The 26,755-nt window shown below is 64.9% G+C and carries 23 protein-coding genes; 11 read left to right on the forward strand and 12 right to left on the reverse strand.

What is annotated here, in order from left to right:
• Nucleotides 1-2: 2 nt before the first annotated feature.
• The 4 genes from N1058_RS06075 to N1058_RS06090 form a co-directional block, all read right to left on the reverse strand.
• On the reverse strand, nt 3-254 hold the full coding sequence (locus tag N1058_RS06075; protein ID WP_265516606.1) for a hypothetical protein: 252 nt from the start codon (nt 252-254) through the stop codon (nt 3-5).
• Nucleotides 255-404: 150 nt separating this feature from the next.
• On the reverse strand, nt 405-1,355 hold the full coding sequence (locus tag N1058_RS06080; RefSeq protein WP_265516607.1) for a DUF1775 domain-containing protein: 951 nt from the start codon (nt 1,353-1,355) through the stop codon (nt 405-407).
• Between the two features lie 53 nt (nt 1,356-1,408).
• Nucleotides 1,409-1,807 carry a hypothetical protein gene (locus tag N1058_RS06085; RefSeq protein ID WP_420847949.1) on the reverse strand — a complete coding sequence of 133 codons (399 nt, stop codon included), beginning with the start codon at nt 1,805-1,807 and terminating at the stop codon, nt 1,409-1,411.
• 202 nt (nt 1,808-2,009) lie between these two features.
• The gene (locus N1058_RS06090) at nt 2,010-2,849 is read right to left on the reverse strand and encodes an LOG family protein (protein ID WP_265516608.1); all 840 of its coding nucleotides are present in this window, start codon (nt 2,847-2,849) and stop codon (nt 2,010-2,012) included.
• Nucleotides 2,850-3,012: 163 nt separating this feature from the next.
• Between N1058_RS06090 and dapD the strand changes: the two genes are divergently transcribed.
• From dapD to N1058_RS06110, 4 genes are read left to right on the forward strand one after another with little or no spacing between them, the layout of a single operon-like run.
• A complete protein-coding gene (gene dapD / locus N1058_RS06095; protein ID WP_265516609.1) occupies nt 3,013-3,867 on the forward strand; it encodes a 2,3,4,5-tetrahydropyridine-2,6-dicarboxylate N-succinyltransferase in 855 nt (284 codons plus the stop codon).
• A 34-nt stretch (nt 3,868-3,901) separates the two neighbouring features.
• A complete protein-coding gene (locus tag N1058_RS06100) occupies nt 3,902-4,270 on the forward strand; it encodes a DUF805 domain-containing protein (RefSeq protein WP_265516610.1) in 369 nt (122 codons plus the stop codon).
• Nucleotides 4,271-4,323: 53 nt separating this feature from the next.
• A complete protein-coding gene (dapE, locus tag N1058_RS06105; RefSeq protein ID WP_265516611.1) occupies nt 4,324-5,511 on the forward strand; it encodes a succinyl-diaminopimelate desuccinylase in 1,188 nt (395 codons plus the stop codon).
• 5 nt (nt 5,512-5,516) lie between these two features.
• Entirely contained in the window at nt 5,517-6,104 is a 588-nt protein-coding gene (locus N1058_RS06110) for a transporter (protein WP_265516612.1), read from the forward strand.
• On the opposite strand, the gene N1058_RS06115 is transcribed toward N1058_RS06110, so the two are convergent.
• Nucleotides 6,077-7,285, reverse strand: coding sequence for an MFS transporter (locus N1058_RS06115; protein ID WP_265516613.1), 1,209 nt, complete (start codon nt 7,283-7,285; stop codon nt 6,077-6,079). The genes N1058_RS06110 and N1058_RS06115 overlap by 28 nt on opposite strands.
• 48 nt (nt 7,286-7,333) lie before the next feature.
• On the opposite strand from N1058_RS06115, the gene N1058_RS06120 reads away from it, so the two are divergent.
• Nucleotides 7,334-7,900, forward strand: coding sequence for an Lrp/AsnC family transcriptional regulator (locus N1058_RS06120; protein ID WP_265516614.1), 567 nt, complete (start codon nt 7,334-7,336; stop codon nt 7,898-7,900).
• 85 nt (nt 7,901-7,985) lie between these two features.
• Here N1058_RS06120 and truA read toward each other — a convergent pair whose 3' ends face one another.
• From truA to def, 3 genes are all read right to left on the reverse strand, one after another.
• Nucleotides 7,986-8,729, reverse strand: coding sequence for a tRNA pseudouridine(38-40) synthase TruA (gene truA, locus N1058_RS06125; RefSeq protein ID WP_265516615.1), 744 nt, complete (start codon nt 8,727-8,729; stop codon nt 7,986-7,988).
• A 161-nt stretch (nt 8,730-8,890) separates the two neighbouring features.
• The gene (gene fmt / locus N1058_RS06130) at nt 8,891-9,841 is read right to left on the reverse strand and encodes a methionyl-tRNA formyltransferase (RefSeq protein WP_265516616.1); all 951 of its coding nucleotides are present in this window, start codon (nt 9,839-9,841) and stop codon (nt 8,891-8,893) included.
• A 37-nt stretch (nt 9,842-9,878) separates the two neighbouring features.
• Nucleotides 9,879-10,409, reverse strand: coding sequence for a peptide deformylase (def, locus tag N1058_RS06135; RefSeq protein ID WP_265516617.1), 531 nt, complete (start codon nt 10,407-10,409; stop codon nt 9,879-9,881).
• A gap of 396 nt (nt 10,410-10,805) precedes the next feature.
• On the opposite strand from def, the gene N1058_RS06140 reads away from it, so the two are divergent.
• The 3 genes from N1058_RS06140 to N1058_RS06150 all read left to right on the forward strand — a co-directional run bounded on the left by N1058_RS06140 (nt 10,806) and on the right by N1058_RS06150 (nt 15,131).
• Nucleotides 10,806-12,080, forward strand: a complete 1,275-nt coding sequence (locus tag N1058_RS06140; RefSeq protein WP_265516618.1) for a DNA recombination protein RmuC — start codon at nt 10,806-10,808, stop codon at nt 12,078-12,080.
• A gap of 236 nt (nt 12,081-12,316) precedes the next feature.
• Nucleotides 12,317-13,279, forward strand: a complete 963-nt coding sequence (locus N1058_RS06145) for a TAXI family TRAP transporter solute-binding subunit (protein ID WP_265516619.1) — start codon at nt 12,317-12,319, stop codon at nt 13,277-13,279.
• Nucleotides 13,280-13,364: 85 nt separating this feature from the next.
• A complete protein-coding gene (locus tag N1058_RS06150) occupies nt 13,365-15,131 on the forward strand; it encodes a TRAP transporter permease (protein ID WP_265516620.1) in 1,767 nt (588 codons plus the stop codon).
• Nucleotides 15,132-15,219: 88 nt separating this feature from the next.
• Here the strand turns inward: N1058_RS06150 and hisG are convergent, their stop codons facing one another.
• From hisG to N1058_RS06170, 4 genes are all read right to left on the reverse strand, one after another.
• Nucleotides 15,220-15,921 (reverse strand): ATP phosphoribosyltransferase, encoded by a 702-nt coding sequence (gene hisG / locus N1058_RS06155; protein ID WP_265516621.1) that lies wholly within the window; start codon nt 15,919-15,921, stop codon nt 15,220-15,222.
• On the reverse strand, nt 15,918-17,039 hold the full coding sequence (locus N1058_RS06160) for an ATP phosphoribosyltransferase regulatory subunit (protein ID WP_265516622.1): 1,122 nt from the start codon (nt 17,037-17,039) through the stop codon (nt 15,918-15,920). Before N1058_RS06160 ends, hisG begins: the two co-directional genes overlap by 4 nt.
• A 211-nt stretch (nt 17,040-17,250) precedes the next feature.
• Complete coding sequence (gene hisS, locus N1058_RS06165) at nt 17,251-18,795, reverse strand: histidine--tRNA ligase (protein ID WP_265516623.1); 1,545 nt, start codon at nt 18,793-18,795, stop codon at nt 17,251-17,253.
• Nucleotides 18,796-19,347: 552 nt separating this feature from the next.
• Nucleotides 19,348-21,129: a hypothetical protein gene (locus tag N1058_RS06170; protein WP_265516624.1), complete on the reverse strand. Its 1,782-nt coding sequence runs from the start codon at nt 21,127-21,129 to the stop codon at nt 19,348-19,350.
• Nucleotides 21,130-21,385: 256 nt separating this feature from the next.
• Between N1058_RS06170 and N1058_RS06175 the strand changes: the two genes are divergently transcribed.
• The 3 genes from N1058_RS06175 to ileS all read left to right on the forward strand — a co-directional run bounded on the left by N1058_RS06175 (nt 21,386) and on the right by ileS (nt 26,493).
• Nucleotides 21,386-22,246: a TIGR01459 family HAD-type hydrolase gene (locus N1058_RS06175; protein WP_265516625.1), complete on the forward strand. Its 861-nt coding sequence runs from the start codon at nt 21,386-21,388 to the stop codon at nt 22,244-22,246.
• A 5-nt stretch (nt 22,247-22,251) separates the two neighbouring features.
• A complete protein-coding gene (locus N1058_RS06180) occupies nt 22,252-23,241 on the forward strand; it encodes a bifunctional riboflavin kinase/FAD synthetase (protein ID WP_265516626.1) in 990 nt (329 codons plus the stop codon).
• A 294-nt stretch (nt 23,242-23,535) separates the two neighbouring features.
• Complete coding sequence (gene ileS, locus N1058_RS06185; protein WP_265516627.1) at nt 23,536-26,493, forward strand: isoleucine--tRNA ligase; 2,958 nt, start codon at nt 23,536-23,538, stop codon at nt 26,491-26,493.
• Nucleotides 26,494-26,755 lie beyond the last annotated feature (262 nt).

Raw genomic sequence — 26,755 nt, forward strand, 5'->3', positions numbered from 1 at the left:
CGTCACCTGTTGCGCTGCGCCCGGTCGTTGCGCTCTGCGGCGCGTTCGAGCTTGCGTTCCGTCGCGGCTTCCTTCTTGTCACCGTACATCGCAACACCGATGGCGCGGTTTGCACGCGTGTCGTGTTCGATCCGTTCGGCTGCCGTTTCCTTCTCGGCATCCTTGGCCTGCTCAGGCTGCGACTTGGTGGCGTGGCCGAGATCCTTGGCCTGCTGCTTGTTCATGACGTCCTTGTCGGGAACGCTTTTGGTCATGGTGGGGGTCTCCTTCGCTCGGCAGCCTTGATACGTCCGGATGGACGCACGCTGTAACGCCGATCTTGCGCCGGGCGTTCCAGGGCCGGCGGCAAAAACCGGCCCCGGAAGTCGTTTCACGGTTCCCGTGAAATGCCGAAATGAGCGCCGTCAGTGCTTGTGGGTTTCGCCCCGGCCGGCGCTGGCAGGCTTCACCGGAAGATCCAGTTTCACGGCGCCGGCTTTCTCGAATTCCAGGATCAACGGCACCGTTTGCCCCTCCTCGAACCGCTCTTCCACCTGCATGAACATGAGATGCATGCTGCCCGGCTTCAGCTCGACCCGCTCGCCGGCGGGAATTTCCAGCCCCCCTTCGACGGGCCGCATGGTCATGACCTCGTTGACAACCTCCATCGTATGGATTTCCACTTTGCCGGCGCGCGGCGAGCGCACGGAGACCAGCCTGTCGGCGCTTTCGCCCGTGTTCACGATGTCCAGATAGGCGCCGCCCGTGGGCTGGCCCGGCAGCATGGCGCGGGCCCATGGGGCCGCGATTTCCAGCGCGCCGGCGGAAATGCTGGCCTCGTGCTGATGGCCGGCCGTCTCCGCCGCCAGGATGGTGAGCGCGGGAGCCGGCCTTTCGAGCGAATGGGAATCCTGGCCTTGCGCAGGCTCCTCCACCCATTCGGCCGTGCCTTCGGCGCAGGTCTGAACGGTCTTGAAAAAGAGCCGCTGGCCTTCCTCGACACCGGCAAGCGTGCCGTGCAAGGCGAACTCGTCATAATGAGCGTCGTCCAGCGGGCCGCCCTTCCAGGTGACGGCGACAGGGCCGGAACGGACTTCCCTGCCATGCAGCGTATAGGCCCTGGCGTAGTCGCCTTGCTCGATGTCGATCGTCCATCCGGCCTTCGGCATCGGCTTGGCGCCGACGAAGCCCTCGGGAAGCTGAACCCTCACCGCCGTGGTGGATTGTCCGTCGCAGCCGTGCGGAACGCCCAGCACGGCCTTGAACGAGCCCGGCGCGGCCTGGTCCTGCTGGAGCGATACATGCGCCGAAGCCGTGGGAGCGAAATAGGTGAGAAACGAAGCCGCCGCCGCGGCGGTAATGACATTGCGGTACATTTTGACGATCCTTTCGATGTGCTTTGTGGGTCGCGCCGGCCATGCCGGACGTTTCACATCGAAGGGGGAGGGCCGCGTATGGAAGGCGGCGCGCCGGCACTTGAGGCCGCGACCGCATGACCGCGCGCGGGGGAGGGAAGCCGTACGCCGGGCCGGTCGACAACGGGCATCGTGGCATCCGCGCGGGCATCCATGGCCACACTCATCGCGCACAGGTGCCCGGTGGGGCAGAGCGGGCATTCAGGCTCGCCCCGACTTTGCTGCGGCTTGTCCGCCGCGTTCAGCGGATTGCACAATATGTCGAGACCGGCAAACCGGGCGGCGTTGGCTGCCGACAGCGGTTGCAGCGCGCCGACGAACAGCAACAGCACGGCCAGGGCGGTAAAAAGCCCCCGGTCCCGCCGAAGCGTGGCAAACCAGCCTGGTTGTCTGCGCGCCTTGCTCATGCTCAACGAATAACGCGCCCGCCGCCCTGACGCCAGCACCCCGCCTGCGGCATTGGCGCGCTGGTTCTAAAATCGCGATCCACGGCCGCTTTCACCAAGCTTTGAAGAGTCAGGCGAGACGTCGATGAAAAGGTAATCTCCCCCCGAGGGGGGAGATGCCCGTCAGGGCAGAGGGGGGTCGCGGGGCTCGGTGCTAAATCGCAGCTGACTACAACTCATAGAACTCCGCGATCTTCGCCCAGGCTTCCTCGGCCGTGTCGACGAAGGTGATCAACTCGTCATCGCCGGGAGAAATCGTGCCTTGCTCGGCCAGATAGGGCAGGTTGATGGCGTGCTTCCAGAACTCTTTGCCGAACAGGATCACCGGCATCCGCTCCATGCGCCCGGTCTGAATGAGCGTGAGCGATTCGAAAAGCTCGTCCATTGTGCCGAAACCGCCGGGGAAGACCGCCACCGCCTTCGCCCGCATCATGAAATGCATCTTGCGGATCGCGAAATAGTGAAAGTTGAAGCACAGTTCCGGGGTCACATAGAGATTGGGCGCCTGCTCGTGGGGCAGGACGATGTTGAGGCCTATCGTCGGTGCGCCGCAATCGGCCGCTCCCCGGTTGCCGGCTTCCATCACGCCGGGGCCGCCACCGGTGACGACGACATATTCGCGGTAGTAGCTCTTGGCCGATTGCTCCGAGCACAGCCGTGCGAATTTACGCGCTTCCTCATAAAAGCGGCTGTTGTTCTGCAAATTATCCTTCTGGACATCGTTCTTGGCCGCCCATGCCTCGCCGCCGGGCTCGGGAATGCGCGCCCCGCCGAACAGGATGACCGTAGAGCGGATGCCGCGCTCGGCCAGCGCCATCTCCGGCTTCAGCAGTTCGAGCTGGAGGCGCACGGGCCTGAGCTCGCGCCGGGTCATGAATTCCTCGTCGTCCCATGCCAGCCGATAGGTATCGGAGCGGGTCTGCGGCGTATCGGGCACGCTGCGCGCCCGTTTCAGGTCTTCATCCGAATGCGGCAGCGGCGTCCAGCTACTCTTGTCTTTTGCGTCCATCAGGCATGACTTCCCGTTCTTGCGCGCCCAAGAGTCGATTCTGCCCGGCGCGTAACCATCGATTGACCCCTTCGGGCGCTTCGCATAGGTTCCGCGCCGGCTCAAGGCTTCCCTTAAGAAACTAGCGGGCTTCCCCTTAATTGCGCGTGTAACGGGACGAAATATGACGAAAACGAACATCTCCGCCCTGGAAACGACCATCGAAGAAGCCTTCGACAATCGCGATGGCATCACCACCGACACGCGCGGCGAGGTTCGCGAAGCGGTCGAGGCCGCGCTGCACCTGCTCGACAGCGGGCAGGCTCGCGTCGCCGAACGGGGCGCCGATGGCGCCTGGACCGTCAACCAGTGGCTCAAGAAGGCAGTGCTGCTTTCCTTCCGGCTGAACCCGATGCAGATCATCAAGGGTGGGCCCGACGATTCGGTCTGGTGGGACAAGGTTCCCTCAAAGTTCGACGGCTGGAGCGCCAACGAGTTCGAAAGAGCAGGCTTGCGCGCGGTGCCCAACTGCGTCGTCCGCCGCTCCGCCTATATCGCGCCCGGCGTGGTGCTGATGCCTTCCTTCGTCAATCTCGGCGCCCATGTCGGCAAGGGCACGATGGTGGACACCTGGGCCACTGTCGGCTCCTGCGCGCAGATCGGCGAGAATGTGCATCTTTCGGGCGGCGTCGGCATCGGCGGCGTCCTGGAGCCCATGCAGGCCGGACCGACCATCATCGAGGATCATTGCTTCATCGGCGCCCGCTCCGAGGTTGTGGAAGGTTGCATCGTGCGCGAGGGCTCGGTGCTGGGAATGGGCGTCTATATCGGCAAGTCGACCAAGATCGTCGACCGCGCCACCGGCGAGATCTCCTACGGCGAGGTTCCGCCCTATTCGGTCGTCGTCGCCGGCACGATGCCGGGCAAGCCCATGGGCAATGGTGAGCCGGGCCCCGGCCTTTACTGCGCCGTCATCGTCAAGCGTGTGGACGAGAAGACCCGGTCGAAGACTTCGATCAACGAGTTGCTGCGCGACTGACGCGAGAGCATGAACCGGAAAGTGGGGGGAGGCTATGACACGCAGGCAGATTTCCTGGCTCTTCTTCGGCTTTTCCGGCCGTGTCAGCCGCATGGCTTATTTTCTGGCTGGCTTGCTTCTGGCAATCTTCCAGGCGTTCGCTCTCTACCGCTTCACGCTGGCCCCTGAAGAAAGCGGCGCCAGCGCCGTATGGGCGACGCTTTTCTGGGCCGTTTTCTTCCTCTCCGTCTGGTCATATGTAGCGCTCGGGGTGAAGCGGCTTCACGATTTCGGCAAGCCGGGTATCTTCGCCGTGACACTTTTCATCCCCATGGTCTCGATCCTGGCTTTCATCGTCCTGTGCCTTTATCCCGGCGATCCTGGCGCAAACGAATATGGGGAGCGGACCAACGCGCCGGATTGAAGTACGCCGCCGGACGGGTGACAGGCGCTTTCCTTTCGAATATCCCTCTCACCATGACATTGCCCACCGACCCCGCCGAAAACCTCGCCGCTCTGATCCGTTGTCCCTCCGTCACGCCGGATGACGCCGGTGCGCTGGGGGCGCTTTCACAAATGCTGGAGCGCCTGGGGGCGAAGATCGAGCGCCCCGTCTTCAGGGAAGACGGCACGCCCGACATCGAGAACCTCTATGTCAGGGTGGGCACGAAAGTCCCCCACCTCTTGTTCGCCGGCCACACCGACGTGGTGCCACCGGGCGACGAGGCCGCCTGGACCCATCCGCCCTTCGCTGCCGAGATCGCCAATGGCGAAATGTTCGGCCGCGGCGCGGTCGACATGAAGGGCGGCATCGCCTGTTTCGTGGCCGCGCTCGCCCGCTACCACGAAAGTCACGGCGCGCCGGCCGGCTCTGTCTCCTTCCTCATCACCGGCGACGAGGAAGGACCGGCTATCAACGGCACGGTCAAGTTGCTCGAATGGGCAAGGGAGCGCGGCGAGGCGTGGGATGCGGCGCTGGTTGGCGAGCCCACCAATCCCGATGCCCTCGGCGACATGATCAAGATCGGCCGCCGCGGTTCGCTTTCCGGCACCATCGTCGTCCATGGCCGGCAGGGTCACGTCGCCTATCCGCACCTTGCCGACAACCCGGTGCGCGGCCTGCTGATGCTCGTCGAGGCGCTGCTGGAGCCGCCCTTCGACGAAGGCACGGCCGACTTCCAGCCGACGAACCTGGAAGTGACCTCCATCGATGTCGGCAATACCGCGACAAACGTCATTCCCGGCCGCGCCACGGCGACCTTCAACGTGCGTTTCAACGATCGCTGGACGCCCGAGAGCCTGCAGGCCGAAATCCACAACCGGCTCGACCGCGCGGCCGCTTCCTCGCGGCTGAGGCCGGGGTGCGGCGACCCCGTCGCCTTCGACATCGAATGGCGGGACCGTCCCAGCTCCGCCTTCCTGACCCGCGACGACAGACTGATCGAAACCCTCACCGCCTCGGTCGCGGCCGTCACGGGCAAGCGGCCCCAACTGTCGACCTCCGGCGGCACCTCGGACGCGCGCTTCATCAAGGATTACTGTCCCGTCGTGGAATTTGGCCTCGTCGGCCAGACCATGCATATGGTGGATGAGCGTGCCGCGCTTTCGGATCTCGAGACCCTGACACGGATCTACCTGCGCTTCCTCGAAGACTGGTTCGGTTAGCCACTATGCCCACCGGCGTCGAAATACAGCAATATATGGCCGGCGTCTGGCGGCTGATGATGGGCCGGCCCGACGGCGTGCGCTGGCTCGACCTGTCGGCCGACGGCTTCTGGAACTCCTTTTTCGCCATTCTGGTGGCGATACCGCCCTTGATGGTCGGTTGGGTCGGAGTCGCCAACGATGTCGCGGGCGATGTGAGCGCGGGTGTGCGGTTCGCTCTCCTGGTTCGCCTGTTCCTGGTCGATGTCGGCGCCTGGCTGATCCCGCTCGCCATGCTGGCGGCCGTCGCCGGGCCGGCCGGGATATCCGACCGCTTCGTGCACTATGTGGTCGCCACCAATTGGGCGTCGGCGTTCTTTGCCTGGCTGCTTGCGCCCGCCGCCATCATGCGGCTGTTTTTCCCCGTCGGCGATGGCATTGTGGACATCCTGGCGCTGGTCTTGTTCCTTGCGACGCTGTTTCTTTCCTGGAGGCTCACCACCGCGGTGATCGACAAGGGACCGGCGCTCGGAAGCGCCGTCTTCTTCGCGATGCTCGCCGCCTCGGTCGCTACCCTGGTCGCGCTTCAGTCGCTGCTGGGCCTCACGTTCTGAAGCTCACCGCGCGGCCGCGTGGCCGCGACGGAGACCGCCATGAGCACAGCCGCTGCGGTGGCCAGCGCGGGAAACGATCCCGCCAGGTAGAGCGGCCCGAACGCCACGGACCCGGCAAAAGCCGCAAGATAGGTGACGGCGCTGTTGAGGCCCAGAATCCCGCCGCGCCTTGCCGGATCGATCGCCGTCAGCCGCACGATGAGCAGGTTGAGCCCGAGATGGTTCGCAACCCCCCAGACGAATGCCACCGCCAGTAGTGCCGCATAGATATGCGCGGTCAGGCCAAGCAGCACATAGACGGCCAGGACCAGCGAGAACGCCATGGGAAGGGCCATCCGCGCCGGCACACGGCCGCCCGCCCGGTCGAGGAACGCCGCCGCGCCGAAACCCAGGCCGTAGACAAGCGTGGTGAGCCCGCCGGCGCTGAGCGGCAGGCCGAGCGACTGGTGCAGATGATCGCCCAGATAGGAATAGGTGCCGTAGAAGGCGGTCATGAAGGCGCCATTGGCGGCAAGAAGCGGCAGCAGGCCGGGCGTGGTGAGGGCCGCCAGCGGCGATGTCGCCGGTGTCGAGGTCTTCCGGTCCTCATGTCCGCCCACGATGAGCGCTACAAGTCCCAGCAGCGCGAGGCAGGCGACAACTGCAAAGACGGCGCGCCAGTTCAGCATGTCGGCCAGCACGGCGGAGAGCGAAACGCCGGCCACCATGCTTATTGTCCACCCCGTCAGCACGATGCCGACGGTGCGGCTTTCGCGGCCGGGCGGCGCGATGGCCGCCGCATTGGCATAGATCGCGGGCAGGGAGAGACCGGCCGCTATGCCGGCCAGAAGCTGCGCCGCAACGAGCACCGGAACGGCAGGCGCGGCCGCGCTCAGCGCCAATGCCGCCGCCAGCAGCCCGAAAGCCAGCCGCAGGATCCGCCATGCGCCGACACGGTCGATATAGCGTGCCAGAAGAAGCGCGCTGCCGGCAGTCCCGAGCCCGAAGGCGCCAGTGCCGGCCATCACGGCGGGAACCGGGACCCCGAACGCGGCGGCTACATCCGGCGCGATCGGCGACAGGACCAGCGAGTTGGAACCGATGACGGCGATCGCCCCGGTGAGCACATACACGGTCGCCGGGATGGGCGCGGCCGCCGGTCCCGGTTCGGAAATCGAATTGGCTTTAAGATGGATCGACATAATGGCATAATGGCTGAACGAAATTAGGCAACAACTGGAAAATGCAGAATGGTAGAAAAAACAGACAGCATTCAGCGAAGGGCGGCAGCGCACCCGTCTCTGGATGCGATGGACCGAAAAATATTAGGTGTCCTGGTTGACGACGCGACGGTCAGCTACGCGGAGCTGGGGCGCGCGGTTGGCCTGTCCGCGCCCGCGGCCCATGAGCGGGTCAAGCGTTTGAGGCAAAGCGGCACCATTACGGGCACCTCAGTGCGCATCGATCCCGAGGCGGTGGGCAAGCCGCTTCTGGCCTTCGTCCATGTCGACACCAGCGGCTGGGGCAAGTCGCCGGAGCTCATGGCCATCGCCAGGCATCCGGAGGTCGAGGAAATCCATTCGGTGGCCGGCGATACCTGCATGCTGCTCAAGGTGCGCGCGAAAGACACCCATGCGCTCGAGGGCCTCCTGGCCGAATTGTATGCGACGCCCGGCGTGGTGGCGACGCGCAGCTACGTCGTCCTGACGACCTATTTCGAGCGCCCCGTCCAGCCGGCCGTGACCGGGGAATGGAAAGTCCCGGAAGGACTGGCGTCGAAGGCCCGCGCGGCGGCTCATACCATGGGTCATTCTTGATGACCCATGAAGCCCGCGACCGCGGGCCGCGCCGTTTGGCGCGCAAGCCAAGGGCGCGGATGCGCCCGCCCGGCGCCTGAGGGCCTCAGTAGTCGACCTTGACGAGATAGAGCCCGTGCGCCGGCGCGACGGGGCCGCAGGCGGCGCGGTCGCGCGCTTCCAGCGCGGCCGTCACGTCGTCGGCGCTCCACGCGCCTTCGCCCACCCGCTTGAGCGTGCCGACGAGGGAGCGCACCTGGTTGTGCAGGAACGAGCGGGCCCATGCCCGCACGTGGACCTCGTCGCCCTCCCGCGTCACCGACAGCCCGTCGAGCGTCTTCACCGGGCTTTTCGACTGGCATTGCGCGGCGCGGAAGGTGGTGAAGTCGTGATGGCCCACCAGCCGCTGCGCTGCCTCGTGCATGGCATGTTCGTCGAGATGGTATTTGACGTGCCACGTACGATTGCGCTCCAGCGGCGCGGGAACGCGTCGGTTCATGATGCGATAAAGGTACTGCCTTCCCTTAGCCGAAAAGCGGGAATCGAAACCGTCGTCCACCACCGCCGCTTCCAGCACCGCCACCGCCTCGTCGGCCATCGCCAGATGCGCGTTGAGCGCATCGCGGACCGTTGCTCCCTTCCACAGGCGCGACAGGTCGAAATGCGCGACCTGGCCGAGGGCATGGACCCCGGCATCGGTGCGGCCGGCCCCGTTCAGCGTGATGCGCTCGCCGCAAAAGCCCTCGATGGCGTTCTCGATGGCCTCCTGCACCGTGTGCTGCCCCGCCTGGCGCTGCCAGCCGGCATAGGGGCTCCCGTCATATTCTACATCGATGCGATAGCGCGGCATGGCCTGGTCGGTTCTACGGTTGCGATTGTCCGCCGCGCCCTGCGCGCACGCGTCGAAGAAGAAGCGAAACGTCGATGAAGAGCCGATCTCTCCCCTTGAGGGGGAGATGCCCGGCAGGGCAGAGGGGGGTAGCGCAGGGCGCGGCGTAAACGATTGTCATGCTATCCGACCTTCGCGCCGGCGGCCAGCTTGGCGCCGCGCAGGAAGCTCTCAGCATCGACCGGCTTGCCGCCCGCGCGCTGCACTTCCACAAGGCGCACGGCACCCGAACCACAGGCACCCGAACCGCAAGCAATGGTCAGCGCATCGTCCAGCACCAGGCCCGGTTCCCCTGCGCCTTCCGCGACGGCCGACCGCAGCAGCTTCACCCGCTCGGCCTTCCCGCCGATGGGCATTTCGCACCAGGCTCCCGGAAACGGCGAAAGGCCGCGAATATGGTTGTGCACTTCCGGCGCGGTCCGGGTCCAGTCGACCCGCGTCTCCTCCTTGCTGATTTTCTTCGCATAGGTCGCGCCCTCTGCCGGCTGCGGCGTCAGGGTCAGCGCCCCCTGTTCCAGCCGTTCCATGGCCTCGACCATCAGCCCCGCGCCGACCTCCATCATCCGGTCGTGTAATTCGCCCGCAATCATGTCCGGGCCGATGGCGACGCGCTCTTCCAGCGCGACAGGTCCGGTGTCGAGCCCTTCGTCCATCTTCATGATCGTCATGCCGGTCTCCCGGTCGCCCGCCATGATCGCGCGCTGGATGGGAGCGGCCCCCCGCCAGCGCGGCAGCAACGATGCGTGGCCGTTGAAGCAGCCGAGAAACACACCCTCCAGAATAGCCTTCGGCAGTAAAAGCCCGTAGGCGACTACGATGGCCGCATCGGCTTCAAGAGCCCGGAAAGCCTCCTGTTCCTCCGCGCCCTTCAGCGATTTCGGCGTGCGAACTTCAAGGCCGCGCACCTCCGCCGCGCGGTGCACGGGCGATTTCGTAAGCTCCAGCCCGCGCCGTCCGGCCGGCCGCGGCGGCTGGGTATAGACGGCGGCGATCTCATGCCCGGCATCGGCCAGGGCAGTAAGCATCGGGACCGAGAAATCCGGCGTTCCCATGAAAATCAGGCGAAGGGGCATGCCCGCACCCCCCTGAGAGTGTCCCGGCTCAGCCGCTTCATCCCGCCATGCGGGCAGGCGGCCGGTCTTTCGCAAGCTTCTTGAACTTGCGCACGACGATGTCGCGCTTGAGCTTCGACAGGTGGTCGATGAAGAGCACGCCGTTCAGATGGTCGATCTCGTGCTGCAGGCAGGTGGCCAGAAGCCCGTCGGCCTCGACCGTCTGCTCCTTGCCGTCGAGGTCGATATATTTCACCGTCACCTCGCCCGGGCGCTCCACCTCGGCGTAATAGTCGGGGATCGACAGACAACCTTCTTCATGCACGCTGCGCGTATCGGAACTGGCGACGATCTCGGGATTGATGATCACCCGCGGCTGGGGCTCCTCGTCCTTTTCCGCAAGGTCCAGCACCAGCATGCGCAGCGGCTCGCCCACCTGTATCGCCGCCAGCCCGATGCCGGGTGCGTCATACATGGTGTCGAGCATGTCGCCCGCGAATTTGCGCAGCGCATCGTCGACCCGCTCCACGGGCTTGGAAACCTCGCGCAGCAGCGGATCGGGAAGGATTATCAGCGGTCGGATCGTCATGCGCGTCAGGTAATGGCTCCCGGACTTGCCGTCAATATGAAAGCACTGCGTGCCAGGGCCATCGCATATGTCGGCGCCTTCCCCCACTCCGTCCCGCTTCGCGGTCCACCTCTCCCCCGCAACGGGGGAGAGGAAACGCCGGCTGTGACGCTAGGCGCCCTTCCTCTCCCCCACTTCTTGGTGGGGGAGAGGTGGATCGGCCGGAGGCCGAGACGGAGTGGGGGAGCAGGCGCTTCCTTATGCGATAGCCTGCCAAAAAGGGGGAGGGGACCATGGAGCGCTCGCCCAATCTCTCCTCCTTGTGGGGAAGGAACCTCGCAATCGCCCTGGTTGCGTACCGCACATTGTTCACGTTTTGGTCTTATTATGCATCAGCGAATCGGATAGGCTCCATCCATGAACGACACGATCTCGCTGTTTTCCTCGCCGGTTGCACAATTGGGCGCGACCACGCTGACGCTGGGCCACCTGGCGGCCGCCGGCGCCTGCGTCGTGCTCCTGCTGCTGGCCTTGCTGGTGGTGGGTATCTGGCGCGGCGCCTCGGCCCGTGCCATTGCGGCGGTCGAGGCTGCCGAGCGCGCCCGCGAGGCGGAGGCGCGCCTTGCCGACCTCGCCAAGGCGCAGGCCGAGCTTCAGGGCCGCATGGGCACGATCGCAGAGGTCTTCGGCCAGCGCCAGGCGGAGATGACGAAGTCGATCTCCGAGCGCCTGGACGGCATGACGTCGCGCCTCGGCCATTCGATCACCGAGCAGACCAAATCGACCCACGAAAATCTCGCCCGGCTGCAGGAGCGCCTGGCGGTGATCGACACCGCCCAGAACAACATCCAGTCGCTGGCCGGCCAGGTCGTTCAGTTGCAGCAGATCCTGTCGAACAAGCAGACGCGCGGCGCGTTCGGCCAGTCGCGGATGGAAGCGATCATCGCCGACGGCCTGCCGCACACGGCCTATGAGTTTCAGGCAACCCTTTCCAACAACAGCCGGCCCGACTGCCTCGTCAAGATGCCCAATGGCGCGCCGTCCCTGGTGATCGACGCCAAGTTTCCGCTGGAATCCTGGAACGCCATCCGCGCCGCGGCCGAGGCCGAGGGCGGCTCGCCCGAGGCCCGCCGCCAGGCCGAGCAGTCCTTCCGCCGCGACGTGGAGGTGCATGTCAAGGCGATTGCCGAAAAGTACCTTTTGACCGGCGAGACCCAGGACACGGCCTTCATGTTCGTACCGTCGGAATCGATCTTCGCCGAGATCCACGAGAATTTCGAGGCGCTGGTGCAAAAGGCGCATCGCGCCCACGTCGTCATCGTCTCGCCTTCGCTTCTGATGCTGTCGATCCAGGTCATCCAGGCCGTGTTGAAGGACGCCCGCATGCGCGAGCAGGCCCATCTCATCCAGGCCGAGGTCGTGCGCCTGATGCAGGACGTCTCCCGCCTCGACGACCGGGTGCGCAAGCTCCAGGGCCATTTCCTGCAGGCCAATAAGGACGTGGAAATGATCCTGACCTCCGCCGACAAGGTCACCAAGCGCGGTGCCAGGATCGAAGCGCTGGAACTCGGCGCCTTGCAAGGGGAAAAGACGGAGGGCGAGGCGCCGGCGGGCCCAACGGGTAAGGATGAGATTTCTTCCGAGGACGGTCCGAACTCCGGCAGGCTCAGGCTGCGCGTCGTCGACGAATAAAAACCCTGCAAAAAGAATCCCCACAGATGCCCACAGCACCATTTGCGCCAACAAATCCTCCTCCGAGGCCTTTGCGCGACAGGGCATTGCTTGCTATTCGACGGTGACGATAGAGCAGGGCGCGCTCCCATCCAGGCGCGCGCTTCGCCCTTTCCGTTCGTTTTGCCACATTTGCACGAACGTCAGGTGGTTCCACCTGACTGCAAGAACTTTGCTTCAGGGAGGAAATTCAGAAAATGTTTCGTTCAGCCATCAAGACGACGCTTGTCCTGGCCGCCGCCACGGGCGTTGCCGCCTCCAGCGCCGGTGCCGAGACCCGCGTTACCTACAAATCGGCCAAGGCCGGCTCATCCTATTACCAGATGGGCGTCGAGATCGCCGAGGCCGTGAAAAAGGGCACGGATGGCGATATCATCGTGACTATCGAGGAAAGCCAGGGTTCGGTCCAGAACGTGATGGAGGCGCGTGCGCGCGGTGCCGATTATGTCTTTACCACGCCGCCGGCGCTGGTGAGCCTGGCGCAGCAGGGCAAGGCCATGTTCGAGGGCAAGGGCGATCCGAAATTCGCCGAAATCCGCGCCCTGTTCCCCATCCCCTCGCTGACCATGCATTTCGTCATGTCCAAGGCGTCCGGCGTGGAGGATTTCGCCGGCATGGAAGGCAAGACCGTCCTGTTGGGAAAAGGCTCCTTCGGCGCGACGGAAGGTGAGAAATACCTCGGCCTGTTCGGCCTCGAAGGCAAGGTGAACCTCGCCGACGCCGAACTGTCCAACGCCGTCGCCGCCCTCAAGAACGGCCAGATCGACGGTTTCGTGACCGCCGGTTCCTGGCCGGCGCCCAATGTTGTCGAGGCCGCGGCGAGTGTTGACGTGAATGTCCTGTCGCTTTCGCCCGAGCAGGTCGAAGCGACCAAGCGCACGGCGCTGACGATTCCCGCCGGGACCTATGCCGGCCAGGACACCGACATCGTCACCACCTCTTTGCCGGTCGTCGCCTACACCACGACGGCGATGGACGAGGAAACCGCCTATCAACTCACCAAGGCCTTCTGGGAACAGAAGGCGGCGATGAGCGACGCGGCCCCTTGGTGGAAGGGTGTCGACACCGCGCTGATGGCCAACGTCACGGGCAAGGTGCATCCGGGCGCGATCCGCTATTACAAGGAAGCCGGTGTCGAACTGGCTGACGGGCAGATGTAGGTCGGCTGATCTCCCGGCGCATCGCGGCTTTTACCGCGATGCGCGTCCTTCGCAACCGGTTCCTCCACACAGCCCGACCGCCTTCATGACAAAGCGCATTCTCCTGGCGGCCCTCGCAGCGCTGCTCGTTACCTTTCATCTGTCGCTGATCTTCTCCGGTCTGGTGCCGAACCTGGTCAGCCGGCCGTTGCATATGGCCCTGATCCTTCCATGGCTGCTGGTCTTCACGCCGGCGGCCGGGCTGTCGAAGGTCTTCGGCTGGGTGTTGGCGGCGGGGGGCATTGCCGCGACCTTGTGGATCGCGACCAATCATCGGACCCTCGCCGACCAGTATGGCTTCCTGGAAGGCTCGGTGCAGACCGGCATTGCCTTCCTCCTGCTCGCCGTCGTCCTTGAGACCGCGCGCCGCGCCATCGGCTGGGCATTGCCCACCGTCGCGTTCCTGGCGCTTCTTTATGGCCTCTTGGGGCAGCACATTCCCGGTGAGTTCGGCCATGCCGGAACGCCGCTGGCGAGCTTCCTCGGCACGCTGACCATCGCCGAGGGAGGATTGTGGGGCAGCCTGACGGGCGTCTCGGTCGGCACGGTCGCCATCTTCGTCATCTTCGGCGCGATCCTGAACGCCGGCGAGGCGGGGCAGGGCTTCATGAACGTCGCCGCCGCCGCCGCCGGCCGGCTCAATGGCGGCGCGGGCAAGGTGTCGGTCATTTCCTCCGCGCTGTTCGGCTCGATCTCCGGTTCTGCCTCCGCCAACGTGGCCTCCACCGGCGCCATCACCATTCCCGCCATGGTGGGGCTCGGCTATCCCAAGCGGCTGGCCGGCGCCATCGAGGCCGTCGCCTCCTCCGGTGGGCAGATCATGCCGCCGCTGATGGGGGCCGGCGCCTTCGTCATGGTCGAACTCACGGGCACGCCCTATACCGGCATCATGGCGGCCGCGCTCCTGCCGGCCATATTGTATTTCCTGGCCGTGTGGGTCGGCATCAATGCCTTCACCACCCGTTGCGCGCTGCGGGGCCTGCCGGAAGACCAGAAGCCGGCGCTGCGCGATGTCGTCATCACGTCCGGCTTCTTCCTCATCCCCTTCTCGGTTCTCCTGTGGGGCATGTTCCTCGCCGGCTACACGCCGCAATACGCCGCTGCCCTGGCGATATTCGCCGGCGCCCTGCTGCTGCTTATCGACGGGCGCCTGCGCTTCACCGCCGATGGCGCGGCGCTGCGGCTGGAATCGGCGTTGCTGACGGCGGCAAGACAGGTTTCGCTGATTGGCGCCATCATCCTGTGCGCCTCCATTGTCATCGGGGTTCTCTCGATCACCGGGCTCGGCGTGAAGATCACCTCGCTCATTCTCTCCGGCGCCGGCGGCATGCTGTGGCCGTCGCTGTTCCTGACGGCGCTTGCCTGCCTGATTCTCGGCATGGAGGTGCCGACCACCGCGGCCTATGTCATCTGCGTCTCCGTCGCCGGCCCGGCGCTGACCCAGCTCGGGTTGGAGCCGCTGCAGGCGCATCTCTTCGTCTTCTGGTTCGCGCTGTTGTCGACCATCACACCGCCCGTCTGCGGTGCGGTCTTCATTGCGGCCGGCATGGTGCGCGAGGATTGGCTGAAAGTGGCCGTCACGGCGATGGCGCTCGGCGTCGGCCTCTACCTGATCCCGCTCGCCATGATCGCCAATCCGATGCTCCTGCGGACGGCGCAAAGTCCGGTTCCGGCGGTGGCGGCGGGGGTCAAGGTGGCGCTCGGCCTGATCTGCGTATCCTACGGACTGATCGCCGCCTACAGGCCGCTGACGCGGGTCATGCTGGTGGCGGCGGGGCTCATCGTTCTCTTCGTCCCGCTCAGTCTTTCGTAAGCAGCATGATCCGAAAAGTGGATGCCGGTTTTCGGGAAAGATCATGCTGAAACAAGGTGCTGGATCGTGAAGACGATTCAGCGAGGCGTCATCGCGATCCAGCGTTGAGCCGCCGCGCGAGTTCCTCCGTCAACGCCGCATCCTCCGGCGCGCGCTCCCTGCGGGCCGCCACCAGGCAGGCCTGCGACCGCAGGATCACCCCGTCGTCCAGCACCTTCAGATGGTTGGCCGCAAGCGTCGAGCCGGTCGTGGTGATGTCGACGATGATGTCGGCCGAGCCGGCCGCCGGCGCGCCTTCGGTGGCGCCCAGGCTCTCCACGATGCGATAGACCTGGATGCCGTGCTTCTGCGAGAAGAACTGCTGCGTCAGCCGCCAGTATTTCGTGGCGATGCGCAGCCGCCGCCCATGGCGCTGGCGAAAATCGGCGGCCACGTCGTCGAGGTCCGCCATGGTGGCCACGTCGAACCAGACATCCGGCACCGCCACCACCACATCCGCCCGTCCGAAGCCGAGCCGAGCCGCGATCCTGGTCTTGCCCTCCCAGTCGGGAATAGTCTCGCGCACCAGGTCCTCGCCCGTCACGCCCATGTCGATGGTGCCGCGGTCGAGCTCGCGCGCGATCTCGGAGGCCGAAAGGAACGCGACCTCGATGCCGGGATAGCCTTCCATCGTCGCGCGATAGCGCCGGTCGTTCTCGGGCATGGCGATGGTGAAGCCGGCTGCCTGCAGCGTTTCCACCGCCTGCTCCTTCAGCCGGCCTTTCGACGGCAGGGCGAGGGCGATGCTCATCGCGCGTCTCCCCGCAGCGCCGCAACCCGGTCGAGCCAGATCGAAAAGCCGACGCCCGGTATCGGGTCGGAAGCGCCGAGCAGCGTCAGCAGGCGGTCGTACCGCCCGCCGCCGGCCAGCGGCTGGCCGCCGTCGCCGGCCCCGATCTCGAAGATGAAGCCCGTATAATAGTCGAGCGGACGGCCGAACCCGGCGCGATACTCGATATCCGCCAGCGCCAGCCCCTCATCGCTTATGCGCCAGGCGCGCCCGGAAAAATCCTCCAGCGCGTGATCGATGATCAGGCCGTGCCCGCCGGCAAAGGCGGTAAGCCGCTCCGCCGCCTCGGAGGCGGGCGTGCGGATCGCCAGAAACGCCCTCAGCGCGGCCAGTGCGTCGTCGTTCAGCCGCACGCTGCGCAGCTCCGCCTTTTCGGCGAGGCGGCGCGCGATGTCGCCGGGCGTGCGGCCCGCCGAGGGCGAAAGCCCGGCGGCCTCCATCGCTTGTTCGATATGGGCTTCCAGCGCGCTTTCATCGCCCCGCGCGACCAGCCCGGCCACTTCGCGCGGCATCGACGCCGCGTTCTGCGGGTTGGCCAGTTCCGACATCACGGCGTCCAGCATGGCAGCAGAGCCGAAGGCGCGCACCAGCCGCTTCTGCCAGCCCCTCGGCAGGCCGAGCGCGGAAAGCACCGCCTCGAAAACCGCCTGGTCGCCGATGGTGATCGAAAGCGCCGCCCCCGGCAGGACGCGCGACAGGAGCGCATGCGCATCGGCCAGCGAGCGCGCATCGGCCGATGCGTGGTCGGGCGCGCCCAGATCCTCGATGCCCGCCTGGAAGAACTCCGCCCCGCCCTCGCGCCGCTGGCGAAAAACCTCGCCCAGATAGGCATAGCGGCGCGGCGTGGCGGCCCGCTTGGCGATATGCTCGCGGCAGACGGGAATGGTGAATTCGGGTCTGAGGCAAAGGCTCTGCCCCGTCTCGCTCTCCGTCAGGAAGATACGCCGGCGCAGATCCTCGCCTGCCATGTCGAGAAAAGGGTCGGCCGGCTGGATGATGTCGATATCCGTCATCGCCGCCTCGCGCTCGGTAAACAGCGAGAGGATGTCAGCCGCGAAGGAGGGGTAGCGGATGCTCATGAGGACGTCGCGGGCGCCGTAGCCGTCACACCCCCCTCTGCCCTGAGCTTGTCGAACGGGCCGGGCATCTCCCCCTCAAGGGGGGAGTTTATCCTGTCATCGACCTCCGACTCCACGATTGGCGAAAGCCGGCGCGACGGCCAATCTCCCCCCTTGAGGGGGAGATGCCCGGCAGGGCAGAGGGGGGTAGCCTTGGCGCCGGCGTCCAACATCATCCAGCCGCGCCGTCCCGCTCGCGCTTCTGCGCGTCCAGCATCGCGCGCACCGTTTCCACCAGTTCGTCCTCCTTCACGGAAAACTGCGCCACGCGCGCCTCGCGCCATTCCTCGTTGCTTTCGATCTCGGCCGAAAGCTGCTTGCCCTCGATCAGGTCCTTGATCTGCACTTCGCCCTTTTCCCGCTCGTCCGCCCCCTGGATGATGGCCAGCGGCGCGCCGCGCCGGTCGGCATATTTGAGCTGGTTGCCGAATTTCTTCCAGTTGCCCTGGTACATCTCGGCGCGAATGCCGGCATCGCGCAGCCGCTGCGTGAACGACTGGTACTTCGCCATCGCCTCCATGTCGCCGTCCATCACGGTGACCAGCACCGGCGCCAGCACCGGGTCCTGCCCCAGCTTGCCGAGGTTCTTCAGCGCCGTCATCAGCCGCGAAACGCCGATGGAAAACCCCGTCGCCGGCACCGGCTGCCCGCGAAACCGCGAGACAAGCCCATCATACCGCCCCCCACCGCCGACGGAGCCGAAACGCACGATCTCACCCTTTTCGTTGGGGATCTCGGCGGTCAGTTCGGCCTCATAGACGGGACCGGTGTAATATTCGAGGCCGCGCACGACGGAGGGGTCGATGCGAATGCGATCAATGTCATAGCCCGCCGCCGCGCAAAGCAACTGAATCTCATCAAGCTCGGCACACCCCTGCACAACAAGCGGGGAATCCTCGAAACCCCGACTTAGATTGTCCACCGTAAGCCCGTTGGCCACGCCGGTTGCGCCTGATCCCTGCTCGTTCCAGCCGGTGATGTTCAGCAGTCTCGTGATCTGGGCGTCGTCGAGACCGGCACCCTTCGTGAAGTCACCTTCACCTTCTCGTCCGCCGTCCCAGCGGCCAGGTCCAAGAAGAAGCATCACATCGTCGACCGAAAACTTGTCCAGCTTATCAATCGCCCGCAGCACCGTCAGCCGCCGTCCGGCGTTCTCGTCCCCGCCGAGGCCAATCGCCTCCATCACCCCATCCAGCACCTTCCGGTTGTTGACCCGAATGACGTACTGACCCTTGAGCCCCAGCGCCTCCATCACATCCGCCATCATCATGCACATCTCGGCATCCGCCGCGACGGAGGGCGCCCCCACCGTGTCGGCGTCGAACTGCATGAACTGGCGGAAGCGGCCGGGCCCCGGCTTCTCGTTACGGAACACCCAGCCGGCGCGGTAGGTGCGGTAGGGAAGCTGGATCTCGTTGAAATTCTCGGCGACATGCCGGGCCAGCGGCGCCGTCAGGTCGTAGCGCAGCGAAAGCCACTGCTCGTCGTCGTCCTGCAGCGAGAACACGCCTTCGTTCGGCCGGTCCTGGTCGGGCAGGAACTTGCCCAGCGTGTCCGTATATTCCATCAGCGGCGTCTCGAGCGGATCGAAGCCGTAGCGCTCATAGACGGCGCGTATCTTCTCCATCATCTCGCCCGTGGCGCGGATGTCGTGCGGATGACGGTCGGCAAAGCCCCGCGGCAGCCGCGCCTTCACCCTGTCAGCCTTGTTCGCCATGGTCGAAAATCCATCCGTCGAGAATAAGAAAACCGTGCCCCGTTCAGGGCGCGGCTGTCGTAGCCGATAAGGCTGGAAGCGGCAAGGGCGGGCGGTTCTAAGGCTGTCCGCATTTCGGACCCACAAAGCACGATGACGTCAATTTGGATCAAACACGCCCGCAATCGTCACCTTAGAGCATTTTGCAGTCGGGTGGAATCACCTGACGTCGCACAAATGCAGTGAAAACAAGTAGATAGAGCAGAACAACGTTTCAGTGAAACGATGATCTGCTCTAGGAAAGTTTGCGGACACGTTCGGAGAGCACCAGTTCCCAGGTCCCCACCCCGTCATCCCGGAACCCAAGAGGGCTACCCGGGACCCATTGGAAGAACATCGCAGAGCCCGGCCCTTCTGAGCTGCCGAAGGGCCTCGCCCCGGCGCGCTTCAGCACCGCCCACTGCTTCTGCGGAACCCGGCCGCGCCAACCCAATAGGTCCCGGCTCTCGCTGCGGTCGGCCGGGATGACGGACGTGGGCGCATGGCGCCAACCCCACCTGAACCCACCCACCCCTAACTGACGAAGCGCAGATTCGAAAGCTCGTCCGCGATTTCCTTGAACTTCTCGGCCAGGTCCCCGCCGGTGGCGTTCCAGAACAGCTTGGCCGCGTTGCCGTTGCCGTCCTTGCGGAAGCGTGATTCCGAGGCGCATTTCTTGAGCGCTTCGATCTGGCCGCTCTCGTCGCTCTTGGTTGTGCTCAGGTCGAGCGCCACCGTCATCAGGATGATGCTCTTGTTCTTGGCGTTCTGGCACAGCTCGTCCATCTGCTGGTTCATGGCGGCGGTGTAGTTGCTGTTGGAATAGCTCTTGCTTACCGTCGTTCCCTCGAAGATGCGGCCATTCTTGGCGTAGCCGTAGTTCGAGTAGATCGACTTGTTGCCGGCATAGTCCTGGGCGCCCAGCGAGCCGGGCGTATAATAGGTGTTGGCGCCGTCGGTCAGCACGATCACCACCTTGTCGTTGCCCCTTTCCGTGTCGGCGCGGGCCTGGGTAAAGGGCTCGCTGCCCGAAACCACCCGCCAGCCCCAGCCGAGCCCTTCCGGCACGTTGGTCGCACCGTTGGCTTGCATCTCGTCAATGGCATCGTTGATGGTGGTGAGTCCGGCGAGCGTGCTGACGTCGGTCAGCGGCGTGATGGGCTTGGTCGTGCAGCTCCCGTTGGGGCCTTTGCCCAGGCCGAAATAGCCGGTCTTGAAGGACTGGAAGTATTTGGGCATGTAAGTTTGCCGCTCTTCGTAAGTGCCGGTTGCCTCGGCATCGCCCCACCAGCTGTTATACGAGTAGTATCCGGCCGGGCCGAATTCATCCGGCGCGAACATGGGAACGAACAGCGTTTTCGGATTGGCCGCCGTGGGCGTCGTATTGTCGAGGCCAAAGGGATAAGGCCTCATCTCCACGCAGCCGGCCCAGGCCGAAGCCGGCCCCCAGCCGGTGGGGACTTCTTCCTTTTCTCCGCAGTACGTTTCCCCATCGGGGCACTGCCACTCGGTCTCCGTCACGCGCGTCATTTCCTTGAAAAGCGTGAAGCGGGTGACGATCTTGTCCTTTTCGTCCCCCCAAGCGTCGCCCACCTTGCGATAGACGCCGCCGACCAGCCGCACGTCCTTATCGTCGGGCATGGTCGACCAAGCGAAATTCTCGTGATGCACTGGAGAAAGCCCATCCATGTCCAGCCAGGACGCGCCCTCGTTTTCCGGCCCCACATTGACCGAGGCCGCAAACGGCACGAGGCCGAACTGCACCGGCTTCGACACCTGCTTCATCTGGCCGGCCTGCGCGGCCAGCGTCTTGACGAGTTCCTTGGAAGCTTCCTTCAACAGATCGATGCGCTTCTTGCCGGAGCCCGATCCGGTGTAGGCCATGGAACCCGAATTATCGAGCACCAGCGCCACCTCGAGCGTGTTCTTGAGCCGCACCTCGCTGGATGCGTTGATCTTCATGGCCGTTTCGTCGCCGGATGTCCCGCGCATGGCCTGGAAAGCCGGGTAGAATATCGGATCGTAGTTGAGCGTGGCCGACAGTTTCAGCGTACCGCCGCCGGCATTGTTGTTCGGCAGCACCACATTGAGCGTCGTATCGGCGGGATCGACGGGGCCGAGATTGGCTTCGAAGAATTCCTTGGCGTATTGCTTCGCATCCTCGTCGCTGGCGCCCTTCAGGATCTGCAACGCCGTCGCCATGCCCGCCGCATCCAGCGCGTTGATCGTGATATTGCGGTGGCGGCTGGCCTGGCTATAGTCGATGGCCAGCGCGACCCCGCCCACGATCGGGACCATGAGAAATACCGTGAGCATCGCGTAGTTTCCGCGCCTGTCGCTCAAAAACCTGCGAAACATCGTAGCTACCCCTGCCTGTCATTGGTTGTGACAATCATGCTCTCTAGCCACTGAACATTTTTCTTAACGTTGCCGGCCGAACTGGAGTCCTGGTTCACGCTGGGTTAACCGCATCGGTGCAAGTCGACGGATCATGGTGACAGACGGCAACAACTGGGCTAATCCGCAGGCGCATGCTGCCATTTTCAAAGCTGCCATTCTCAAAGGAGCATCCATGCCGCAATCGCTGGAGTTGATCGAAAACCTCGATGCGGTCGCCGAACCCTATTCGGCCATTCTCTGCGATGTATGGGGTGTGGTGCACAATGGCGTGTCGGCGTTTCCCCAGGCGAGCGCCGCGCTGGCCCGCATGCGCCAGGCCGGCAAGGCGGTGGTGCTGATCACCAACGCTCCGCGCCCGCACGGCCTTGTCGAGGAACAGTTGCGCCTTCTCGGCGTGCCAGACGAGGCCTGGGACGCGGTGGTGACATCGGGCGACGTCACCCGCGAGCTGATTTCCAACGCCCCGCGCCGCCTTTTCCATATCGGCCCCGACCGCGATATGACGCTCTATGACGGGCTGGACATCGAACTGGTCGAGGAATTCGAGGCCGCCGGCGTGGTCTGCACCGGTCTTGTCGACGACGAAATCGAAACGCCCGAGGACTACGCCGAGCTTCTCCAGCGCCTGCGCGCGCGCAATCTGCCCTTCATCTGCGCAAACCCGGATATCGTGGTTGAGCGCGGCGACAAGCTCGTCTTCTGCGCCGGCGCGCTTGCCCGGGACTACGGTCTGCTGGGTGGCCGCACCGAGATCGCCGGCAAGCCGCACCGTCCCATCTACGAGGCGGCGCTGGCGGCGGCCGGCAGGGCGCTCGGGCGCCAGATCGGCATTGCGGATGCGCTTGCCGTCGGCGACGGCGTGCTGACCGACGTCAAGGGCGGTGTCAATATGGGCATCGACGTGCTTTTCGTGACGGCGGGCATTCACGCGGTCGAATACCGGCATAACGACGCGCCGGACCGGCAGATGATGAATGCCTTCCTGGAAAAGCATGGCCTCATGCCCGTTGCGGCCATAGAACGGCTACGGTAGCTGAATTGGCGGCCGTGTTTCACCGGATCGACAGGTTCGACGCGCTGCCTGAAGCGCTGCGCGGCGGCGTCGTGGCCATCGGCAATTTCGACGGCGTGCATCGCGGCCATCAGGCCGTTTTGAATGCCGCGCTGGAGATCGCGGCCAGGGAAAGCCGCCCGGCGCTTGCGCTCACCTTCGAGCCGCATCCGCGCGCTGTCTTCCGGCCCGACCTTCCGCTCTTCCGCCTCACGCCAGCTCCCATGAAGGCGCGCCTTCTGAAAGCGATGGGTTTTTCGGGTGTGGTCGAACAGCCCTTCGTGCCGGCCTTTTCCTCACTTCCGGCCGACCAGTTCGTCGACGAAGTCCTTATCGGCGGTCTGGGCGTTGCCCATGTCGTGACGGGGTTCGATTTCCACTTCGGCAAGGGCCGGGGCGGCACGCCGGCGACGCTGGCCGCCGCCGGCAAGGCGAACGGTTTCGGCGTTACCGTGGTCGAGGCCTTCGCCGACGAGGGCGGCGAAGTGATCTCGTCGAGCCGCATCCGAGCCCTGCTGGCCGGGGGCGACGTCTCCCAGGCGGCCGGCCTTGCCGGCTACCGGTTCACGGTCGAGGCGCAGGTGACCGGCGGCCGGAAGCTTGGCCGGACGCTGGGCTTTCCCACCGCCAACATGTCGCTTCCGCCCGAAACCGCGCTGCGCCACGGCATCTACGCCGTGCGCTTCCGCCGCGCCGACGGCAGCCTTCACGACGGGGTCGCCAACTTCGGCCGCCGCCCGACAGTGGACGAGGACGGCGCGCCGCTGCTCGAGACCTTCCTCTTCGATTTCTCCGGCGATCTTTACGGCGAGACCTGCTCCGTCTCCTTCTTCGGCTTCCTGCGCGGGGAGGTGAAGTTCGATGGCCTCGATGCGCTCGTCACCCAGATGAAGCGCGACGAGGAGGAGGCCCGTGCCCTGCTCTCCAGCGTGCGTCCGCTCTCGAAAATCGAACTGGCTATCGCATTTTCCAGCTGAAACCGGGTCCGTTTCAGCTGGGAATGGGCCGGTTTCAGCTCGTTTCACCCCGGATTTTCGGCCTTCAGCCGAGAAAAATCGGCCTTTATTCTTGCTTCCGTCTCGGTTAAAAGCGCGCACATGACGACCTGCGCCGGCTTCATAGCGATCATTTCGCGAATTATCGGCCCGGCCTTCCGCGCCTGAAGGCGGTCGGAAGGTCCGGGATTGCGACCGCGCGCATTTGCGCATTCTCCGCAACATGATACTGGCACTGGCGGGGCCTTTCCGCCCCGCATTTCCCACGGCGAGACCATGACCGACACGTCCGAAAAGATCGTTTATTCCAAGACCCTCAACCTGCCGCAGACGGATTTCCCGATGCGCGCCGGCCTTCCGCAGAAGGAGCCGGAGCTTGTCGCCCGCTGGCAGAAGATGAGCCTTTACAAGCGGTTGCGCGAGGACGCCAAGGGCCGCGAGAAGTTTGTGCTCCATGACGGCCCTCCCTATGCCAATGGCAACATCCATATCGGCCACGCGCTGAACAAGGTGCTGAAGGACATCATCACCCGCTCCTTCCAGATGCGCGGCTACGATTCCAACTATGTGCCCGGCTGGGACTGCCACGGCCTGCCCATCGAATGGAAGATCGAGGAACAGTACCGCGCCAAGGGCAAGAACAAGGACGAGGTGCCGGTCAACGAATTCCGCAAGGAATGCCGCGACTTCGCCCAGCACTGGATCAAGGTCCAGAGCGAGGAGTTCAAACGGCTCGGCGTCGAGGGCGACTTCGAAAATCCCTATACGACAATGAACTTCCACGCCGAAGCCCGCATCGCCGGCGAACTCCTGAAATTCGCCATGTCGGGCCAGCTCTATCGGGGTTCCAAGCCGGTGATGTGGTCGGTGGTGGAACGCACGGCGCTGGCGGAAGCCGAGGTCGAGTACCACGACCATGAGAGCGATACGGTCTGGGTGAAGTTTCAAATCGTTGGAAAAGGACCAGGGCGGCACACTGACAAACTTGCAGACGGTTGGAAAAATATCGAGGAACTACGAGACGCCTTCGTCGTCATCTGGACCACGACGCCGTGGACGATCCCCGGCAACCGCGCGATCTCGTTTTCGACGCGCGTCGCGTACGGTCTCTATGAGGTCACGGCGGCGGAGAACGATTTCGGCCCGCAGCCTGGCGAGAAGCTGATCTTCGCGGATGCATTGGCCGAAGAATCTTTTGCGAAGGCAAAACTTCAGTTTCGCCGGCTCCGTGACGTCAGCAAGGAGGATATGGAAGATATCCTTTGCGCTCATCCCCTTAAGGGCATGGGCAACGGTTACAACTTCTTTGTCCCGCTGCTCCCCGGCGAGCACGTCACCGACGATGCCGGCACGGGCTTCGTGCACACCGCCCCCGGCCATGGCCGCGAGGATTTCGACGCCTGGATGGACGCGCGCGGGCAACTGGAAGCACGCGGCATCGACACCGCCATCCCCTTCACCGTCGACGACGCCGGCTTCTTCACCAAGGATGCGCCCGGCTTGGGGCCCGACCGCGAGGGCGGGCCGGCCCGCGTCATCGACGACAAGGGCAAGAAGGGCGACGCCAACGGTGCCGTCATCAAGGCACTGATCGACAAGGACATGCTGTTCGCGCGCGGGCGGCTGAAGCATTCCTATCCGCATTCCTGGCGCTCGAAGAAACCCGTCATCTTCCGCAACACGCCGCAATGGTTCGTCCATATGGACAAGGATCTGGGCGACGCCACCACGCTGCGTTCACGCTCGCTCAAGGCCATCGACGAGACGCGCTTCGTGCCCGCCGCCGGTCAGGCGCGCCTGCGCGCCATGATCGAGGATAGGCCCGACTGGGTGCTTTCCCGGCAAAGGGCATGGGGCGTGCCGATCTGCGTCTTTGCCGACGAGGACGGCAATGTCCTGAAGGACGAGGCGGTCAACCAGCGCATCCTCGAAGCCTTCGAGGCCGAGGGCGCGGACGCCTGGTTCGCCGAGGGCGCGCGCGAGCGCTTCCTGGGCGAGCGCGCCGGCGAGCCATGGAGGCAGGTCACCGACATTCTCGACGTATGGTTCGATTCGGGCTCCACCCACACTTTTACGCTGGAGGATCGGCCCGACCTGAAATGGCCCGCCGACGTCTATCTGGAAGGCTCCGACCAGCATCGCGGCTGGTTCCATTCCTCGCTGCTGGAAAGCTGCGGCACGCGGGGCAGGGCCCCCTACGACACCGTCATCACCCATGGCTTCACCATGGCCGAGGACGGCCGCAAAATGTCGAAGTCGCTGGGCAACCAGACCTTCCCGCAGGACATCATGAACCAGTCGGGCGCCGATATACTGCGCCTGTGGGTCGGCACCACCGACTATTGGGAAGACCAGCGGCTGGGCAAGAACGTCATCCAGACCAATGTCGACGCCTATCGCAAGCTGCGCAACACCGTGCGCTGGATGCTCGGCTCGCTGGCCCATGACGCGGGCGAGGACGTGCCGCTGGCGCAGATGCCGGAACTGGAGCGGCTGATGCTGCACCGGCTGGCCGAGCTCGATGCGGTCGTGCGCACCGGCTACGACAATTTCGACTTCAAGCGCATCATCCGCACCCTGCTCGATTTCATGGTCATAGAGCTGTCGGCCTTCTATTTCGACATCCGCAAGGACGCGCTCTACTGCGACGCGCCGTCGAGCACCCGCCGCAAGGCGTCGCTGCAGGTGGTGCGAACGCTGTTCGACTGCCTGGTCAAATGGCTGGCGCCGATCCTGCCCTTCACGACGGAGGAAGCCTGGCTCGCCCGCCATCCCGATAAGGAATCGGTTCATCTGGAGCAGTTCCCCGCCGTGCCGGCGGACTGGAAGGACGATGCGCTTGCCGCCAAGTGGCGCAAGATCCGCCAGGTCCGGCGCGTGGTGACCGGTGCGCTGGAGATCGAGCGCAAGGAAAAGACTATCGGCTCCTCGCTGGAGGCCGCGCCCATCGTCCACATCACCGATGCGGCGCTGCGCGAGGCGATCGGCGGTCACGACATGGCCGATATCTGCATCACCAGCGGTATCGAGTTCCGCGAAGACGAGGGGCCGGCGGACGCCTTCCGCCTCGACGACGTCAAGGGCGTTTCCGTTGTCTTCGCCCGGGCGGGCGGCACCAAATGCGCGCGCTCCTGGCGCTATACGGACGATGTAGGCTACGATCCCGAATTTCCGGAGGTCTCGGCCCGCGATGCCGCCGCGCTCCGCGAGCTGCGGGCGCTCGGCCGGTTGTAGGCGTTGCCCAAGGCAATCGGGTGAACCCGTTTGCCCTGGCTTTCTCCGTCCCTCAAGCGCTGGGCGGGCAAAGCCCATCCTCTTTGCTCTGGATCAGGCACGGCAAAGCCGTGCCTAGCGGGCCCATTCGCGCCCTTGGCTCGCACCGGGCGCGCCGCCGCATGGGTCCCACTTGGCGCGCGGATATTCCAACCCTGGAGATCGTTTCGGTGAAAGAGTATTTTCCTTCACCCGATTGTCTTGCCGGTCATGCCGTTGCGTC

The organism is Nitratireductor luteus (assembly GCF_026162365.1).
Lineage (GTDB): Bacteria > Pseudomonadota > Alphaproteobacteria > Rhizobiales > Rhizobiaceae > Chelativorans > Chelativorans luteus.